The sequence below is a fragment of the Bacteroides cellulosilyticus genome (assembly GCF_020091405.1).
Classification (GTDB): Bacteria; Bacteroidota; Bacteroidia; order Bacteroidales; family Bacteroidaceae; genus Bacteroides.
In genome coordinates, this window is the sequence record NZ_CP081903.1 from 3245196 (window position 1) to 3261909 (window position 16714).

General features: G+C 45.2%; 19 protein-coding genes. 4 read left to right on the top strand and 15 right to left on the bottom strand.

Annotated elements, in window-relative coordinates; translation table 11 throughout:
• Positions 1-3: 3 nt before the first annotated feature.
• The 6 genes from lpxD to K6V21_RS11710 form a co-directional block, all read right to left on the bottom strand.
• Positions 4-1044 (bottom strand): UDP-3-O-(3-hydroxymyristoyl)glucosamine N-acyltransferase, encoded by a 1041-nt coding sequence (gene lpxD / locus K6V21_RS11685; protein ID WP_217714137.1) that lies wholly within the window; start codon positions 1042-1044, stop codon positions 4-6.
• An 85-nt stretch (positions 1045-1129) separates the two neighbouring features.
• Entirely contained in the window at positions 1130-2356 is a 1227-nt protein-coding gene (locus tag K6V21_RS11690) for an HD domain-containing protein (protein WP_224321875.1), read from the bottom strand.
• Positions 2357-2388: 32 nt separating this feature from the next.
• Complete coding sequence (gene pyrF / locus K6V21_RS11695) at positions 2389-3219, bottom strand: orotidine-5'-phosphate decarboxylase (protein WP_224321876.1); 831 nt, start codon at positions 3217-3219, stop codon at positions 2389-2391.
• 36 nt (positions 3220-3255) lie between these two features.
• Complete coding sequence (locus K6V21_RS11700) at positions 3256-5007, bottom strand: DUF4153 domain-containing protein (RefSeq protein ID WP_224321877.1); 1752 nt, start codon at positions 5005-5007, stop codon at positions 3256-3258.
• A 25-nt stretch (positions 5008-5032) separates the two neighbouring features.
• Positions 5033-6145, bottom strand: coding sequence for a peptide chain release factor 1 (prfA, locus tag K6V21_RS11705; RefSeq protein ID WP_224321878.1), 1113 nt, complete (start codon positions 6143-6145; stop codon positions 5033-5035).
• A 4-nt stretch (positions 6146-6149) separates the two neighbouring features.
• Positions 6150-7319: an AIR synthase-related protein gene (locus tag K6V21_RS11710; RefSeq protein ID WP_007215345.1), complete on the bottom strand. Its 1170-nt coding sequence runs from the start codon at positions 7317-7319 to the stop codon at positions 6150-6152.
• A gap of 141 nt (positions 7320-7460) precedes the next feature.
• Here K6V21_RS11710 and K6V21_RS11715 point away from each other — a divergent pair, with 141 nt between their 5' ends.
• Together K6V21_RS11715 and K6V21_RS11720 are read left to right on the top strand one after the other, a co-directional pair.
• Positions 7461-7619 carry a hypothetical protein gene (locus K6V21_RS11715; RefSeq protein WP_224321879.1) on the top strand — a complete coding sequence of 53 codons (159 nt, stop codon included), beginning with the start codon at positions 7461-7463 and terminating at the stop codon, positions 7617-7619.
• A gap of 2 nt (positions 7620-7621) precedes the next feature.
• Positions 7622-8044: a type II toxin-antitoxin system VapC family toxin gene (locus K6V21_RS11720; protein ID WP_224321880.1), complete on the top strand. Its 423-nt coding sequence runs from the start codon at positions 7622-7624 to the stop codon at positions 8042-8044.
• Positions 8045-8068: 24 nt separating this feature from the next.
• On the opposite strand, the gene K6V21_RS11725 is transcribed toward K6V21_RS11720, so the two are convergent.
• Positions 8069-8293 (bottom strand): hypothetical protein, encoded by a 225-nt coding sequence (locus tag K6V21_RS11725; protein WP_224321881.1) that lies wholly within the window; start codon positions 8291-8293, stop codon positions 8069-8071.
• Between the two features lie 619 nt (positions 8294-8912).
• Between K6V21_RS11725 and K6V21_RS11730 the strand changes: the two genes are divergently transcribed.
• Together K6V21_RS11730 and K6V21_RS11735 are read left to right on the top strand one after the other, a co-directional pair.
• The gene (locus K6V21_RS11730) at positions 8913-9401 is read left to right on the top strand and encodes an RNA polymerase sigma factor (RefSeq protein WP_217714133.1); all 489 of its coding nucleotides are present in this window, start codon (positions 8913-8915) and stop codon (positions 9399-9401) included.
• A 13-nt stretch (positions 9402-9414) separates the two neighbouring features.
• The gene (locus tag K6V21_RS11735; RefSeq protein WP_217714132.1) at positions 9415-9975 is read left to right on the top strand and encodes a hypothetical protein; all 561 of its coding nucleotides are present in this window, start codon (positions 9415-9417) and stop codon (positions 9973-9975) included.
• Between the two features lie 121 nt (positions 9976-10096).
• Here the strand turns inward: K6V21_RS11735 and K6V21_RS11740 are convergent, their stop codons facing one another.
• From K6V21_RS11740 to K6V21_RS11775, 8 genes are all read right to left on the bottom strand, one after another.
• The gene (locus K6V21_RS11740; RefSeq protein ID WP_007212564.1) at positions 10097-10678 is read right to left on the bottom strand and encodes a LemA family protein; all 582 of its coding nucleotides are present in this window, start codon (positions 10676-10678) and stop codon (positions 10097-10099) included.
• A gap of 138 nt (positions 10679-10816) precedes the next feature.
• Positions 10817-11722 carry a TPM domain-containing protein gene (locus K6V21_RS11745; protein ID WP_224321882.1) on the bottom strand — a complete coding sequence of 302 codons (906 nt, stop codon included), beginning with the start codon at positions 11720-11722 and terminating at the stop codon, positions 10817-10819.
• A gap of 38 nt (positions 11723-11760) precedes the next feature.
• Entirely contained in the window at positions 11761-12711 is a 951-nt protein-coding gene (locus tag K6V21_RS11750; protein WP_118424332.1) for an alpha/beta hydrolase, read from the bottom strand.
• Between the two features lie 21 nt (positions 12712-12732).
• Positions 12733-13479 (bottom strand): shikimate dehydrogenase family protein, encoded by a 747-nt coding sequence (locus tag K6V21_RS11755; protein ID WP_224321883.1) that lies wholly within the window; start codon positions 13477-13479, stop codon positions 12733-12735.
• 32 nt (positions 13480-13511) lie between these two features.
• Positions 13512-14249 carry a bifunctional demethylmenaquinone methyltransferase/2-methoxy-6-polyprenyl-1,4-benzoquinol methylase UbiE gene (gene ubiE / locus K6V21_RS11760; RefSeq protein WP_118295409.1) on the bottom strand — a complete coding sequence of 246 codons (738 nt, stop codon included), beginning with the start codon at positions 14247-14249 and terminating at the stop codon, positions 13512-13514.
• A gap of 12 nt (positions 14250-14261) precedes the next feature.
• Positions 14262-15206 carry a phosphoribosylaminoimidazolesuccinocarboxamide synthase gene (locus tag K6V21_RS11765; protein WP_061436422.1) on the bottom strand — a complete coding sequence of 315 codons (945 nt, stop codon included), beginning with the start codon at positions 15204-15206 and terminating at the stop codon, positions 14262-14264.
• Between the two features lie 30 nt (positions 15207-15236).
• On the bottom strand, positions 15237-15677 hold the full coding sequence (locus K6V21_RS11770) for a hypothetical protein (RefSeq protein WP_224321884.1): 441 nt from the start codon (positions 15675-15677) through the stop codon (positions 15237-15239).
• Complete coding sequence (locus K6V21_RS11775) at positions 15674-16651, bottom strand: PhoH family protein (RefSeq protein ID WP_224321885.1); 978 nt, start codon at positions 16649-16651, stop codon at positions 15674-15676. The genes K6V21_RS11770 and K6V21_RS11775 overlap by 4 nt, the downstream gene beginning before the upstream one ends.
• Positions 16652-16714 lie beyond the last annotated feature (63 nt).

A 16714-nucleotide genomic window follows, 5' to 3' on the forward strand; every position in this document is an offset into this window, starting at 1 on the left:
TTGTTACTTATTTATTTGTTGTTTTAATTCATTCAGTTCTTTACGGAGCTGGCGGATTTCCTTCAACATCTCAGGTAGGCTCCGTTGAGCTATGGACGCTTTGAAATATTGTTTCAACTCCATTGGAGGTGTACCAATCAGCTGGCTGCCGTCTTTTAAATCGCCCGGTATGCCCGACTGGGCGCCGAGGCTTACTTTATTACCGATGTGGCTGTGTCCTGCAATGCCTACCTGACCGCCGAACATGCACCATTCACCTATTTTAGTGGAACCTGCTATGCCTACTTGTGCTGCCATAACAGTATGTGCACCTATTTCGTCATTGTGCGCTACCTGTATCAGGTTATCCAGCTTTACGCCTTTGTGCACGATGGTTGCTCCCATTGTAGCACGGTCTACACAAGTGTTTGCGCCTATCTCTACATTATCTTCCAGTATTACAATACCTATTTGGGGGATCTTCTCATACCCTTCAGGGGTGGGAGCGAAGCCGAAGCCGTCTGCACCGATCACGCTACCGGAGTGCAGAACACAATGATTGCCTATCCGGCAGTCATGGTAGACGGTTGCGCTGGCGTATATGACACAGTCATTGCCTATTTTAGCACCGCTACCGATAGTCGCATGCGGATGTATCATTGTATTGTCTCCCACTTCTGCGTATTCACCAATGCAAGCGAAGGGCGCAATGTAAACATCCTTGCCGATTTTCGCGGTCTCAGCAACGAAAGCCAACGGATCGATACCCACGCGTTTGGGCTTACTCTGTTCGTAAAGATTGAGCAGTTTAGCCAAACTTTCGTAGGCGTTATCTACTTTTATTAAAGTAGCTTTTATTTCCTGTTCAGGAACGAAGTCCTTGTTTACCAATACAATACTGGCTTGGGTCTCGTAGATATAAGATGTATATTTGGGGTTTGACAGAAACGATATAGCACCGGGGATGCCTTCTTCTATCTTGGCAAAAGTATGTACAGTTGCATTCTCATCTCCAACGATTTCTCCTTGGATAAATGTTGCAATTTGTTTAGCAGAGAACTCCATTGTCTTATTCTTGTTAGATGGTTTTAAATCACAAATAACGGACTTTTTTTTTATATTTCCTTGTCCTTGGGTGAATATTTTATACTTACCTATGCAAACGTTGGTAGCAAAGATAGTATTTTTTTACCTTCTTAGACAATAGGGAAATATTGAGCATGTCCGATGCTTCAGCAATATTCTTAATACTTCCGTCTTTATAAAGGATATCAATACTATCGTCTGCCGGGTCGTACATATTCTTCTCGATGCTGGGGGTAGAGACGAAATAGCTCGCTTCAGAGAGGGGTATGTCCAGTTGCTGACTGATTTGCAAAGTTAACTCTTTTTTTCTTTCTTCACATATTGGTTCGGTAGAAATTTCCACTTTAAAGATATTACGGTTGATCATACCGAGGCTCAATGTGGACAGAACCTTGTCGTTGTGGGTGCTCCAGACCTTTAATGCGGTCCATATATCATTGTCGTCCAGTTGGATAAAGTTCTCCAGACACTCCGGATTGTTATAGAAAGTTTCCTTGTTGATGTCATTGTAAAGGAAAAAACGCAATGCCGGTGAAGCAAATAATTCTACACCTTTACTTGCTAATTCTTTGGCACGGAGCAGGGCGCTGATGAGCATTTTCTCGTATGCCACGGACGTTTTGTGCAGATATACCTGCCAGTACATCAAGCGGCGGGCCGTGAGGAAGTTCTCAATGGAATAGATGCCTTTGGATTCTACCACGAGATGGTCTTCTTTCACATCGAGCATCTTGATGATGCGTGCCGAGCCGATGTTACCTTCTGTTACGCCGGTATAGAAACTGTCGCGGCGAAGGTAGTCCATACGGTCCATGTCGAGTTGTCCGCTGACCAGTTGGTGCAGGAACTTCTTGGGGTATTCGTCCTTGAATATCTGGATGGCAAGTGTGAGTTGCCCGTTCATTTCTTTGTTGATACGTTCCATCAGCATGAGGGAGATATCCTCGTGAGATACACCCTGTACAATGGTGTCTTCCAGTACATGAGAGAAAGGACCGTGTCCGATATCATGCATCAGAATGGCCGCCTGCACTGCTTCGGCTTCACTGTCGAAGATGAAGTTCCCTTTGCTAGTGAGGTGCTGGATAGCTTCGCTCGTCAAATGGAAAGCACCCAGCGAATGTTGAAAGCGCGTGTGCTGTGCACCGGGATAAACCACAGACGACAAGCCCAGTTGCTTGATGCGGTTTAAACGCTGCAAAAGGGGATGCCGCACGATGTCGTACAGCAACCCCTTCGGGATATTGATGAACCCGAACACCGGGTCGTTAATGATCTTTCGTTCGAACACGTTGTTAGTGATTAAGGGTAAGTGATAAGTGATTAGGCGTTAATCACTCCCTTCAACTGTTCCGCCATCTGCTGTTGCACTTCCTTTGCGGCGTTGCGTGCAGCTTCTGCAAATTTTTCAGTCTTATCCACATAAATGATGCCACGGCTGGAGTTTACAATCAGTCCACAAGTGGAGTTCATGCCATACTTACAGACTTCTTCCAGTGAGCCACCCTGTGCACCTACACCCGGCACAAGCAGGAAGTGGTTAGGAACAATTTTGCGGATATCTTCGAAAGCACGGCCTTGTGTAGCACCTACCACGTACATCATCTGTCCGTTGTTAGCCCATTCCTGAGATTTGCGCAGTACTTTTTCGAAAAGACGTTCGCCGTTGGGATCTTCCGTCAACTGGAAGTCGTGGGAACCTTTGTTGCTTGTCAGTGCCAGGAGGATTACCCATTTGCCTTCGTAAGTCAGGAACGGGGTAACACTGTCTTCACCCATATAGGGAGCTACGGTTACAGAGTCGATGTCCAGTTCGTCGAAGAATGTGCGGGCATACATGGCAGAGGTATTTCCTATGTCACCACGTTTTGCATCGGCAATGATGAATTGGTCGGGATAGTTTTCCTTGATATATTTCACAGTCTTTTCAAAAGCAATCCAGCCTTTCACACCCATGCTCTCATAGAAAGCGAGGTTCGGTTTGTAGGCAATGCAAAGGTCAGCCGTTGCGTCGATGATGGCTTTATTGAAGGCGAAGATCGGATCTTCTTCTTTCAACAAGTGTTCCGGGATTTTCTTGATGTCTGTATCCAGACCTACGCAGAGGAATGATTTCTTACGCTTGATATTTTCAAAAAGTTGTTGTTTATCCATTACTGAATCTATTTAATCTGTTTATAATTCGTTTGGTTATTTCTTGAATAAGTAGCCTTCTATGCGTAACCTGAGAGCATCTTTCCTTTTCTTATTGTAATCCAAAGAGAAACTTGTTAGCATGAAAAGGCATCTGTCGGAATTACACTTAAATCGGGTAGGGGGCATTTGATTATATTTGTGATTATCAAGTGCCTCCATTGTTTTCAGGTCAATGAAGATCGTATCGCTCTTATTATTAGTCTGAGTGGTAAGGGGAACAGGCAGTATTCCTGTTTCCAGATAGTCGTATGGTATGTGGAAGTATCTGTCCTGTATATCTCCATCCGGTATGGCTATGAACTGATGGTACCCGTCCGGTATCTGGATGCTGACTTGATGGGAACTCTTGCCGCTGTATGATACAAAGGAAGCGGAATCGTCTGTTGTATCGGTAGTACCGTAATTTTTGGAAGAATAGAATGAGGCATCCTTATCCACAAGGTCGGCTATACTTTTCCGTCCGAACCAGTTGCGCAGATATCTGAACTTGTCGTTTACTTGCACTGCCGTTTCTGCCGGGAGCGATTCCATCCAGTCATCGTATTGTTCACGGGTGAGTGGCAGTTTCAAATTAGTGCGTTTCAGTTCTTTCTCTACGCTGCTGCGCATGATATTCCGTGTGATACTTGCATAATTAACAGGCAGTGCCGAAGTTAGCAGAAAGAGGATGGAGAACGAAATCGGTATCCAACTGATGCGCCGGGCTTTAGTGAAGACGAGTCCGATACAAACAATGTAGCACCAGATGTTGAGAGTTATAAGGTAAAGGCGATTGATGGTGACGCCGTAATCGTTGAAGCGGCGTATAATGCCGATTGTCATCAGTACCAGCATCGGCAATACCAAAGCGGGCAACCAGCGCGCAATCCATTCGTTTATAGGTTTCTTCTCCTGAATACGTACGGGATACAACCCGAATTCAATGGCGATACATCCTGCCATCAGTGCTACCACGAGCCAGGATACCCAGCCTGTGGGCAGTTCCCAACTGATAAAAATGCGGGCTGCATAAACATAAAGCACGAGGAGGTATCCTGCCATGAGCGGGAGAAAGAGAAAATGTATCGTGCCGTTCAGGAACTCCGATGGTTGCGGCTCCCGGTTATGTTTTTGCTCATCTTTGGGCAACATGCCAAGGAAGAGCAACATCGGAAGCAATACGCTACATATAATAAGAATATATAGATAGCAATTCCAACTTACATCCACGTTGAAGAGTTGGCGAAGCGAGAACACCAGCAGACTGATTCCACCGCTCATGATAAGCCCCACTACATTGGCCGTGACAAAAGCGCCAACCGTATATGAAGCGAAGTTCCAGCTTGGAATATCATTCTTTTCTTTGATGAATGAAAGGAAGAAAGCCGAAAGCCACAGTGCCAGGATGGCGGCTCCGTGGGCTATGCCTATTTCGGTAAGCGACTGTTCCGGTGAAAGGCTGTAGAGGTACACCGCATCGGCAATCAGCAATACGTGCATTACTATATGTACGATCACTCCTTTTATCTTGCTCTTTATCTCTTCGCTCCACAGGTGGAGAGTGAGTGAGAGCAACGTACCGATAGAAAAATAGTAACCCAAAACCATCACCAGCTTCCTGTCATCATCCAGGTCGGTAGCTACCAGATAGACTAAATAAGCGGTAAGTGCAAGGACAAAACATACTGTAGAAGGAAAGCGCCTCAGGCAATTTTGAAACGCTTCCGTCAGGGTATGAAATACTTTATGTAGTAGCTGTCCTTTCATTCGCTCTGCTTCTTAACCTGTTGGTTTACAGTTCGCTTTCTTTCAGGCGTTCTGCATTTTCCGCTACAATCAAGTGGTTGATACAGTCCTGAATGTCACCGTCCATAAAGGCGGAGAGGTTATAGATGGTATAGTTGATACGATGGTCGGTGATGCGTCCTTGCGGATAGTTGTAGGTACGGATTTTAGCGGAGCGGTCTCCGGTAGATACCATTGTCTTTCGCTTGGAGGCAATATCGTCCAGATATTTCTGATGTTCCTTGTCGTAAATAAAGGTACGCAGACGTGAGAGGGCACGCTCTTTATTCTTCGGTTGGTCGCGTGTTTCGGTACACTCAATCAGGATTTCTTCGGAAGCGCCGGTGTTCGGATTTCTCCATACATAGCGCAGACGTACACCGGACTCAACTTTATTTACGTTCTGTCCGCCGGCACCGCCACTTCGGAAAGTATCCCATTTGATTTCGCCTTCATTGATCACTACATCGAACTCTTCTGCTTCGGGCAGCACGGCTACGGATGCGGCGGAAGTATGCACGCGCCCCTGAGTTTCAGTAGCCGGAACACGCTGTACGCGGTGTACGCCCGATTCGTATTTCAATGTTCCGTACACATTGTCGCCCGTAACGCTGCAAATGATTTCCTTGAATCCGCCTGCTGCGCCTTCGTTGACGCTGGATATTTCCATCCTCCAACCTTTCGTTTCGCAATATTTGGTGTACATGCGGAAAAGGTCTCCGGCAAAGATAGCGGCTTCGTCACCGCCTGTACCTCCACGAATTTCGAGGATGGCGTTCTTGCTGTCCTGTGGGTCGGCAGGTACGAGGAGGAGTTTGATATGTTCTTCCAGTTCCGGCTGGCGTGCCTGACAGGCATCCAATTCTTCGCGTGCCATTTCCCGCATCTCCGGGTCTGTTTCATTGGAGATGATTTCTTTGGCTTCCTCGATGCCGCTCAGCACCTGGATATATTCTTTGCGGGCCTCCATCAGGTCGCCCAGCTCTTTGTACTCTTTGGTGAGTTTTACGTAACGCTTCTGGTCGGCAATCACTGCCGGGTCTGTAATTAGCGTCGATACTTCTTCGAAGCGGGCAACAAGCCCTTCGAGTTTCTCTAATATGGTATTGTTGTCTGCCATTGAATTAGTATTTGAATTCTCCGAACTCACTATTGATAATCAGTTCTTTCTGGTTGCTTTCTTCAATACGTCCAACAATCTGTGCATCGATGCCGAAGCTCTTGCTGATGGCAATTACTTCCTCGGCATGCTCGGGCGACAGGTATACTTCAAGGCGGTGTCCCATATTGAATACCTTGTACATCTCTGCCCAGTCCGTATTGCTCTGCTCTTTAATCGTTTTGAACAAAGGAGGAACAGGGAACAAATTATCCTTAATCACGCGGCAATTGTCACCTATAAAGTGCAGTACTTTTGTCTGTGCACCACCCGAGCAGTGTACCATACCGTGGATTTCAGGGCGAAGTGCATCCAGCAACTTCTTCACTACCGGTGCATACGTGCGGGTAGGGGAGAGTACCAATTTACCAGCATCCAGCGGGCTGTCTTCTACGGCATCCGTCAGTTTCAGACCACCGGAGTAAACCAGTTCTTCGGGCACTGCCTTGTCATAACTTTCGGGATATTTCTCTGCCAGATATTTGGAGAATACATCATGACGGGCGCTGGTCAGTCCGTTGCTGCCCATGCCACCGTTATATTCCTTTTCGTAAGTAGCCTGTCCGTAAGAAGCCAAGCCTACAATTACATCGCCCGGACGGATATTGGCATTATCAATCACATCGCTGCGCTTCATGCGGCAAGTTACGGTACTGTCTACGATGATGGTACGTACCAAATCGCCTACATCGGCAGTTTCACCGCCTGTAGCATATACGCCTACACCCATTTCGCGGAGCTCGGCGAGCAATTCATCCGTACCGTTGATGATGGCGGAGATTACTTCTCCCGGAATGAGGAGTTTGTTGCGTCCGATGGTAGAAGAAACCAGGATATTATCTACTGCACCTACGCAGAGCAGGTCGTCGATATTCATAATCAGTGCATCTTGTGCAATGCCTTTCCAAACAGAAAGATCACCTGTTTCTTTCCAGTACATATAAGCCAATGAGGACTTCGTGCCTGCACCGTCGGCGTGCATAATGTTGCAATACTCCGGGTCACCGCCCAAAATGTCAGGGATAATTTTGCAGAAAGCCTGCGGGAAAATACCTTTGTCGATGTTCTTGATGGCATTGTGCACATCTTCTTTAGAAGCGCTGACACCGCGCATCATGTATCTTTGGTTACTCATGAGATTAATAAGTTTGTTCAATATTGATGGCGCAAAGATAGTGATTATTCTTCAGATACCTGCTTATTCTTTAACTGTTATTGTTCCGTCAATTAAAAGAAATGCGCTATCTTTGTAGAATAAAAACTAATAATAAACTTTATGGAAGAGAAGAAGGAAAAACAAATAGAAGAAAAAGCTATGACTGAGGTGGTGGCTAAGAAGAGGAGCAGTAGGAGAAGAACTGTGAGCAAGACGCTTGAAGCTGCAAGAAGACTTAAGGGTAGTCTTATCGTGAACGATCCTAAATTTTTGCTTTAAGCATGAGATACCTTATAGATACAAACATTTTTGTTTATTTGGCCACTGACGTAGATTCTTTAAATCGCGATGTTTTGTCATTGCTTGAAGAGCCTGATGCATTGTTGTATATGAGTGCCGAGTCTGTCCGCGAATTAATAGTTGCCTATCGCAACAAAGGCTTGTGCTCCAAGCGGTGGAAATCAATAGAAGAGATGGTAGTCGCCATTGAAAACGACTTCTACGTCAAGATACTCCCTTTAAAGAAGGAGCACATGAAAACTTACGCAAAAATGGAAATGAATGAAGCCCAGGGACACAAAGACCCTTCCGACCATGTAATCATTGCCCATGCCATCACTGAGCATTTACCGCTCATCTCCAGCGATACCCGCTTTGAATTCTATAGAAATCAAGGGCTCGATCTGATATTCAACAGAAAGTAATCCTCGTAAATCACAGATTGCATTCTACTGTTTTACTTTCAATCTCTCCCAAATCGTTTTCTTTTGAGACATTTTTATTAAAGCACCCCCCATCAGGCAACAAGCGCAACGCAATTCTTCTTTTGAAAGTGTATTCAGCTTATCCGTAATACAGGATAAGGGATAGTTTTCTTTGAAAAAGGCGAATACGTCGGCTGAGTTTTCTAAGTCGGTTTTCATCTGGCAGGAGCAGGTAAGAAGTTCATCCATCGTGTTATAAGTTTTAAAGGGTTAGTCGTGTGTTCCTACTTCTCTAATGTAAAAAAGAGACGTGGGAACTATTAGTATTATTATTCCTTCCCAAAGGCTCTGGTAAACCTATCAAGCAAATAATAAGTAATAGCCCCACGCCAGAGTGTATATAACAAAGTTATACGCAACCCAGACGTGGAGACCTTCACTTATTATCCGTGCTTGTAAAAATTTACCAGACTTTTAGGAAGACGAATAATAAAATGATATCTCCAAATCGCAAAATATATTTCTTTCCCAACGAAAGAAATACGCAACAAAGATACAAGTTTTTTTGAAAAAGTATGCATAGAGTGAGATAGAAATGAACTATAAATCTTTATCGTTAACCTTACTGAACAGTGATCTTTAAGTGAAGTAATTGTTGCTATTATATTGCCAATGTTTTGCCATCGTACTGGCAAGCTTTTGCCAATACGGTGGCAAGACTTTGCCAACGCGATGGCACAACTTTGCCAATGTGGTGGCAAAAGATGGCAGATGTACTTCGAGCGTGAACAGCTTTAACTTACTTTTTTCTTTCCTCTTGCAACTAATTCCCTAACCGGGCGTCTTATGTATAAAAGACTATCTTAAGATGGAACAAAATAATAAGGAAAAACAGTTCACTTCCCTCATCGAGGAATACAAGCGAGTGATCTATAAAATCTGCTACATGTATGCAACGGATGGAGATAATTTTAAAGACCTCTACCAAGATGTAGTAATAAACCTTTGGAAAGGCTTTGAGGGTTATGAAGGAAAGGGTAAACTTTCTTCGTGGATTTACCGCGTGGGATTGAATACCTGTATCTCCTTCTACCGCCAGCAGCAACGCCGGGGCGAACATACTTCCTTGGATTCCCTCTACGGCTTGGAAGCAGAGGATAGTGAAACGACCAAACGCTTGAAAGAGATGTATCGCCTCATTGCGGGACTGGACAAGTTTGAACGCGCCGTCATCTTGCTGTGGCTGGATGAAAATTCTTATGAGGAGATTGCGGAAATTGTCGGCGTGCCGCGCAACACCGTAGCTTCAAAATTGAAACGAATTAAGGATAAACTTACAAAACAAGCGAATAGCTAAAATAAAACAGATTATGGAACTGGAAGAATTGAAACAAAATTGGAATATAATGGAAGAAAGGCTCGGGCGCCTGGAAATGGAGCAGCGCCAGCAACTGAATAATAAGGTGGTCAGTAAAGTAAAGCAGGTACAGGATCGTGTGTTGCGTCGATTTACGGTTTTGATTCTCTGTTTGCCTCTCATGGCTTGGCTTTTGGTGCGCAATCAGGTGTATGATTTCAGCGTACTGACGTGGGTATTGTTGTTTCTGTTTGTAGTTGTGATACTCGCCCGGCAACTTACGTGGATGTTGCTACTAAGGAAGATTGATTGCCTGAAGATGACTGTACGTGAAGTGTGTCTGGCAGAAAGTCGTTTCCGGATGTCTTTCAAAGTGGGGATAGCTGTGAGTGTGTTGTGTGCCGTACCTTTACTGGTAAGTATGATATGGGATATGTCCCAAATGGGGGATCGTTATATATTGATAGGTGCCTGGACCGGGCTTGTCGTAGGGGTGCTGATAGGAATCCGTTTGTTTCTCAAAGCCTGGAGTGGGATAAAAGAACTGAAAGAGGCAATAACGGATTTGCAATAGTAATCTTAAAAAATGAAAGTACCCCTTCCACCCTGGAAACTCGAATAGATCGGAGTTTCCGATGGGTGGAAGGGGTATTTGTTTTTTATAGAACCGTTTGTTACGGTAGGAATATACTTATTTAGAACTGTACCTGCGGTGCTGTTTCAGCTCCTTCGGAAGCTTCAAAGTAAGCACGCTTTTCGAAACCGAACAGACTTGCAAGAATGTTCTTCGGAAAGCGGCGGATGGCAGTATTGAAGTTCTTTGCTGCATTGTTGAAGTTGGTACGTGCCACGTTGATACGGTTTTCAGTACCTTCCAATTGAGCTTGCAGTTCCAGGAAATTCTGGTTTGCTTTCAAGTCGGGGTAATTCTCAGTAATGGCAAGCAACTTACCCAATGCAGAAGTTACCGCACCTTGAGCTTTCTGGTATTCAGCCAACTTTTCCGGAGTCAGATCATTAGCATCTACTTTAATTTGAGTAGCCTGACTACGGGCCTCTACCACACCTTCCAGAGTTTCTTTTTCATGAGAAGCGTATCCTTTTACCGTACTAACCAGATTCGGAATCAAGTCGGCACGGCGTTGATATTGTGTTTCAACGTTTGACCATTGTCCGCTTACGTTTTCATCCATAGTTACCAGTCCGTTATAACCAGTGACACCCCAAATGACGAGGAGAGCTAAAACAACAAGAATGATAATAGTTGATTTCTTCATACTTTTCTTTTATTAAATGATTATTAATTAGTTACAAGCTACAAGCTACAAGTTACAAGCTACGAGTTGCTGCGCTGTGGTACCGAAAGGCACTTGTAGCTTGTAGCCCGTAGCTTGTCACTCTGAGAGTTTCAACTCTCAGAATCGGGAACCGGCACCTCCGCCACCTCCCATACCTCCACCGAAGCTGCCTCCGCTGAAGCCACCGCCGCCTCCGCCGAAGCCTCCGCCGCCACCAAAGATGACCGGACCTCCTCCGCCACCTCCGCGATAGTTTTCATCATACGACTGTTTGCGGCGTACTACCTTGTGTCCGCAGTTGCGGCAAGTATAGGTAACATCTTCCGTTTTTACTCCGTTGATTCGGGAAACCACTTTACTGCTGGTGCGTTGCAATTTGTGCTGTCCGCAGTTGGGGCATTTGCTTGCGGCACGTGCTGCCATCCAACCGATTCCTCCGGCAACAACAAAGAATCCGATAACTGCTGCCAGAATGCCGAAGAAGGAAATGTCTTCTTCATCATCTGTATCATTCACCATGCTACCGTCCAGTCTGCCGCATACGGCACGCACACCGGCAACCATACCCGCATCCCAGTTACCATCTTTCAGATAAGGAATCATGTCGCGCGTCTGGATACGTTTACAGATGGCATCGGGCAGATCTCCTTCCAGTCCATAACCTGTATAGAACTGGATGCAGCGCTGGTCGGTCACCAGAAGAATGATCAGACCGTTATTCTTTCCTTTCTTTCCCACACCCCATTCATTGAGCAGGCGGTGTGCAAAGTCAAAGCAATCATCATTGCCGATAGACGGAACTACGGCAACTACTGTCTCAATGCCCGTCTGTTGCTCCAATGCATACAGCATACGGTCGATGCTGTCGCAGGCAGCCTGAGAGAGGATGCCGTCCGGATTGCAGACATAGCGCATTTTGTTCTGAAGATGTACTTTGGGGATATTGTCTGTAGTATAGACCTTCTGTGCCTGCATGGATAGCAGCAGGCATAGGAATAAACTTATGGAGATTAATCTTTTCATACTAATGTATTTGTGGGACGAATATAGGAAAAATCACATCAATAGATGTATTTTCCTACAAAATTCTTCACACGTTCGGTGTATTCCTCCGGATGATCCTTGTAGGACATGGCGTGTGTGGCACCGGGGGCAAGCCACAATTCTTTAGGTTCCGATTTTGCCTCGTAGAGAGGATATACCATCCAGGTGGGTACGTATGTATCTGCATCGCCATGAATGAAGAACATCGGCAGTTTGCATTTCCTGACCTGATTCAGCGAAGAAGCTTCCTTGAAGTTCCAACCGTATTTCGCGTTGCACAGCCAGCTGGTGGTGTACATCAACGGGAAAGGAGGCAGTCCGAACTGTCCTTTCAACTCGTAGGAGAATTCGTCCCATACGCTGGTATAACCGCAATCTTCCACAAAACATTTCACAAAAGGTTGTTGAGGCTCACCGGATACCATCATGGTGGTGGCGGCACCCATAGAGATGCCATGTACTACCATTTGGGTATTTCCGCCGTAAATATCGTTGGCAATGTCCATCCAGCGCAATACGTCCAGCCGGTCTTTCCAACCCATTTGAATGGCAGGGCCTCCGCTTAATCCCTGATTCTGCAGGTCGGGCAGCAGAATGTTATACTTTAAATCTTTATTGTAAAGGTAACCTATCATCAGCATACGGATGCAATCGTCCGTATAACCATGCACGATGACGGCTGTTTTGTGGGTAGGTTCGGGAGCGGCTGCGTAAATGGCATGCAGTTGCACCCCGTCAGGGTTGATAATAAAGGTATCCCGTAAAGCACCGACAGTTTGCAAACTATCTATCCAAGGCTTGATTTGCGGGTACTCGCTGAGCATATACTCGTAGGAGCCGGGAATATCTTTCCCTTTGTTGTGCTCCGGTCTCAGCGAGTAGCCGAGCATGTAGAAACTCGCACCTGTGAGGGCAATAATGATAACTGCTAGCAGTCCGATCAGACTGTACTTGATACCTTTCTTCATCTTTCCTTCCTTCCTTTCACTCTATTTGTTCCATATTTCCCATGCGGCAAATGCTTGCAATAACAGCATTTCCAGTCCGTTTTTAGTAACGGCACCGTGAGCCTCTCCCTTTTTCATGAAAAGGGTTTCATTAGGATTATATAACAAATCGTAGAGTAAATGGTTGGGAGTTAATTGATCATAAGGAATATCCGGACAGAAATCCACCTTAGGATACATGCCTACGGGTGTGCAGTTTACGATAATAGTATATTCCTGCATGATCTCCGGTGTCAGTTCGTCATAAGTGAGGTAAGACGATTCCTTTTTTGTACGCGATACGAATACGCTTTCGATGCCCAGATTGGCCAGTCCGCGATAGACGGCTTTGGATGCACCGCCTGTACCCAGAATCAGCGCTTTCTTGTGATGGGGTTGCAGTAAAGGCTCAATGGACTGTGTAAAACCTATGATATCCGAGTTGTAGCCGACAAGCTTTATTTTTCCCTTCGGCTGGCGGATGATTTTGATGACGTTCACTGCGCCGATCTTTGCGGTATCTTTGTCCAGCTCGTCAAGAAAGGGGATGACCTGCTCCTTGTACGGGATGGTCACATTTAGTCCGCAGAGGTTGGGATTTTCCTCTATGACTTCCATAAAGTCATTGATGTTGGGTATTTCAAAGTTTACATATTCGGCGTCGATATTCTCCGATTTGAACTTTTCATTGAAATATCCGATGGAAAACGAATGTCTCAGCGGATAGCCTATTAAACCGTATTTCTGCATAATTCTCTTAGTGTGCTATGTCAATAATTATTTCATTTAGTCGCAGTATAAAGAGTGCATATACCGAATGTCAGTCTGCGGAAATTAACCTGACTGAAACCTGCTTTGCGAATAACTTTCTGCATCACTTCGCCTTGCGGGAAAGCACGGATGCTTTGGGGCAGGTAGGTGTAAGCACTATTGTCTTTTGACAGGCATTTGCCGAGCAGGGGGATGACTACTTTGGAGTAGATGGTGAAAAGTTGTTTCATTGGAAAACGGTCCGGTGTGGAGAGTTCCAGAATGACGAGATGTCCTCCGGTTTTCAGCACGCGGCACATTTCCGCCAACCCTTTGTCCAACCCTTCGAAGTTGCGGATACCGAACGCTACGGTTACAGCATCGAACGTGTCATCGGCAAATGAGAGAGAGGTGCAGTCCTCCCGGGCAAAGGATATTTTGTCCGAGAGGTGCGCCTGTTTTACTTTATTACGTCCCACGTCCATCATTCCCTCTGAGATGTCGGTGCCTATCAGTTCGTCAGGCTGCAACTCGCGGCAGGCAAGAATGGCAAAGTCACCTGTACCGGTGGCTACGTCCATGATGCGCTTCGGCTGGAAAGGCTTTAACCAATTGATCGCTTTCCGACGCCAACTGCGGTCGATGCCTAATGAAAGGGTATGGTTCAGCTTATCATAAGCAGGAGCAATGTTGTCGAACATTTCTTCTACCTGTTCACTCTTCTTTCCGTCCTCACCGTAGGGTTTGATATGTTCCTGGGGATAATCCATACTAACCGTTTATCACTTATTTAAGTATTCCGTTACGTTTTTCTCGATACGTGAAGCAATGTTGCTGGTATCTTCCTTCACGAATTGCTCTCCGGTGATGTGCTCGTACAGTTCAATGTAACGCTCACTGATGGATGCTACGATTTCGTCTGTCATTTCCGGAACTTGTTGTCCTTCCTTGCCCTGGAAACCATTGTCCATCAACCATTCGCGAACGAATTCTTTAGAAAGTTGTTTCTGTGCTTCGCCTTTTTCAAAGCGTTCCTGATAACCTTCAGAGTAGAAGTAGCGGCTGGAGTCCGGTGTATGGATTTCGTCCATCAGGTAAATAGTACCGTTGTGCTTACCGAATTCATACTTCGTATCTACCAGAATCAGACCACGTTCTGCTGCGATCTCGGTTCCTCTGTTGAAGAGTGCCATGGTGTATTTCTCCAATACGGCATATTCTTCGGGAGTAGCCAGGCCTTTAGCAAGGATTTCTTCTTTTGAAATGTCTGCGTCGTGTTCACCGATTTCAGCTTTCGTAGTCGGGGTGATGATGGGTTCGGGGAATTTCTGGTTTTCCTTCATTCCTTCGGGCAACTTTACACCACAGATTTCGCGTACACCGCTTTTGTAAGTACGCCATGCGCTACCGCAAAGATAACCGCGTACAATCATTTCGATGGGGAAACCTTCGCACATCACACCTACCGTTACCATCGGGTCGGGTGTAGCTGTCTTCCAGTTGGGACAGATATCAGTAGTCGCATCCAGGAACTTGGCTGCAATCTGATTCAGCATTTGTCCTTTGAAAGGAATGCCTTTCGGCAAAACAACGTCGAATGCGGAGATACGGTCGGTTGCTACCATAACCAGCTTTTCACCATTGATGTTGTAAACATCGCGTACTTTTCCGTGGTACACACTTTTTTGTCCCGGAAAATTGAAATCAGTTTTTGTTAATGCTTTCATCATTGTTATATATTAAAATTTTGATAATTGTTATCTAAAGGAAAAAGCTCCATTGCCTACTGGAAGTGATTCATATTTATCATAGAAATTCTCTAAAACTTTGCTTTCTAAAATCTTAGGGGATTCCTTCCCTTTTATTCTTAAATAATATACGTCAACCCCTCCTTCCATTTTCATATAATTATATCTGCTGTAAACCCATGATGATTTAGGATCATTATAGTGATAATGTCTGATGTGCTGTTGTATTCGTGTCTTTAACTTATCAGCTTTACCGATATAAATAATAGGCGATTTTCCTTTTGGAAGTATAAAACGTTGTTTTCTGCTTACAAAAAAGTAAATTGCGGGAAAGTCGTCGATCATGTTTATATCTATTTCACTTTCTTCGAATAATGCTAAGGGGCCTTTTATATTTAGGATTCTATTTGTATCTAAATAGCTTTTCAAGAAGGTAAAGCACTGTTTCATAGCTTTTCCTCCTTTCGTCTTTCCTGTTCCGCTTTTGCCTCCTTATCAAATCGTTCGTAAGCATCTACAATGCGGGTTACCAACTGGTGACGCACAATATCTTTCTTGTTCAGTTCCACAAAGCTGATGCCTTTCACACCTTTCAGGATGCGGAGTGCCTGTACCAGTCCCGAAGTCTGGGAAGAGGGCAGGTCGATCTGTGTCATATCTCCCGTTACGATCATCTTGGTGTTCATACCCATGCGGGTGAGGAACATCTTAATCTGCTGGGTAGTGGTGTTCTGTGCTTCATCCAGAATTACAACTGCATCATTCAACGTCCTTCCGCGCATAAAGGCGAGGGGAGCAATCTGAATGACGTTCAGTTCCATGTATTCTTTCAGCTTGGCAGCCGGAATCATATCCTGCAAGGCGTCATACAACGGTTGCAGATACGGGTCTATCTTATCCTTCATGTCACCGGGCAGGAATCCAAGTTTCTCACCGGCTTCCACGGCGGGGCGACTGAGGATGATTTTCTTGATCTCTTTATTTTTGAGGGCACGTACGGCAAGGGCAATGGCAGTATACGTCTTTCCCGAACCGGCAGGACCTATGGCAAATACCATGTCGTTCTTGGCGAAACCTTCTACCAGTTTAAGCTGATTTTCACTGCGGGGGATGATCGGTTTGCCTGTCACGCTGAATACGATGACGTTACCCGACTTTTCTGCTTGCGGTGCATTTCCTTTGATGATGTCGATGATCACCTCTTCTTTCAATGAGTTGTATTCGGCGCAGTATTTTTCCAGTTTGGTAATGTTTTCTTCGAATGCGCACATCTCTTCTTCATCTCCCAACACTTTGATGACATTGCCGCGTGCAACAATGCGCAGTTTGGGGTACAAAGCTTTTATCAACTGCATATTGGCGTTATTCACACCGTAAAAGATAACCGGGTCGATATCCTCAAGAACAATCAGTTTTTCTATCATTGAATTGTTTATAAGTTCATGTCGTTTTATAGGTAAAACAGTTGCAAATTTAGTGAAACGTTT

Excerpts from the sequence above, each read along its gene's own strand:
- lpxD (WP_217714137.1), bottom strand. The coding sequence starts at position 1,044 with ATGGAGTTCTCTGCTAAACAAATTGCAACATTTATCCAAGGAGAAATC.
- pyrF (WP_224321876.1), bottom strand. The coding sequence starts at position 3,219 with ATGGATAAACAACAACTTTTTGAAAATATCAAGCGTAAGAAATCATTC.
- K6V21_RS11700 (WP_224321877.1), bottom strand. The coding sequence starts at position 5,007 with ATGAAAGGACAGCTACTACATAAAGTATTTCATACCCTGACGGAAGCG.
- prfA (WP_224321878.1), bottom strand. The coding sequence starts at position 6,145 with ATGGCAGACAACAATACCATATTAGAGAAACTCGAAGGGCTTGTTGCC.
- K6V21_RS11710 (WP_007215345.1), bottom strand. The coding sequence starts at position 7,319 with ATGAGTAACCAAAGATACATGATGCGCGGTGTCAGCGCTTCTAAAGAA.
- K6V21_RS11715 (WP_224321879.1), top strand. The coding sequence starts at position 7,461 with ATGGAAGAGAAGAAGGAAAAACAAATAGAAGAAAAAGCTATGACTGAG.
- K6V21_RS11720 (WP_224321880.1), top strand. The coding sequence starts at position 7,622 with ATGAGATACCTTATAGATACAAACATTTTTGTTTATTTGGCCACTGAC.
- K6V21_RS11725 (WP_224321881.1), bottom strand. The coding sequence starts at position 8,293 with ATGGATGAACTTCTTACCTGCTCCTGCCAGATGAAAACCGACTTAGAA.
- K6V21_RS11730 (WP_217714133.1), top strand. The coding sequence starts at position 8,913 with ATGGAACAAAATAATAAGGAAAAACAGTTCACTTCCCTCATCGAGGAA.
- K6V21_RS11735 (WP_217714132.1), top strand. The coding sequence starts at position 9,415 with ATGGAACTGGAAGAATTGAAACAAAATTGGAATATAATGGAAGAAAGG.
- K6V21_RS11740 (WP_007212564.1), bottom strand. The coding sequence starts at position 10,678 with ATGAAGAAATCAACTATTATCATTCTTGTTGTTTTAGCTCTCCTCGTC.
- K6V21_RS11745 (WP_224321882.1), bottom strand. The coding sequence starts at position 11,722 with ATGAAAAGATTAATCTCCATAAGTTTATTCCTATGCCTGCTGCTATCC.
- K6V21_RS11750 (WP_118424332.1), bottom strand. The coding sequence starts at position 12,711 with ATGAAGAAAGGTATCAAGTACAGTCTGATCGGACTGCTAGCAGTTATC.
- K6V21_RS11755 (WP_224321883.1), bottom strand. The coding sequence starts at position 13,479 with ATGCAGAAATACGGTTTAATAGGCTATCCGCTGAGACATTCGTTTTCC.
- ubiE (WP_118295409.1), bottom strand. The coding sequence starts at position 14,249 with ATGGATTATCCCCAGGAACATATCAAACCCTACGGTGAGGACGGAAAG.
- K6V21_RS11765 (WP_061436422.1), bottom strand. The coding sequence starts at position 15,206 with ATGAAAGCATTAACAAAAACTGATTTCAATTTTCCGGGACAAAAAAGT.
- K6V21_RS11770 (WP_224321884.1), bottom strand. The coding sequence starts at position 15,677 with ATGAAACAGTGCTTTACCTTCTTGAAAAGCTATTTAGATACAAATAGA.
- K6V21_RS11775 (WP_224321885.1), bottom strand. The coding sequence starts at position 16,651 with ATGATAGAAAAACTGATTGTTCTTGAGGATATCGACCCGGTTATCTTT.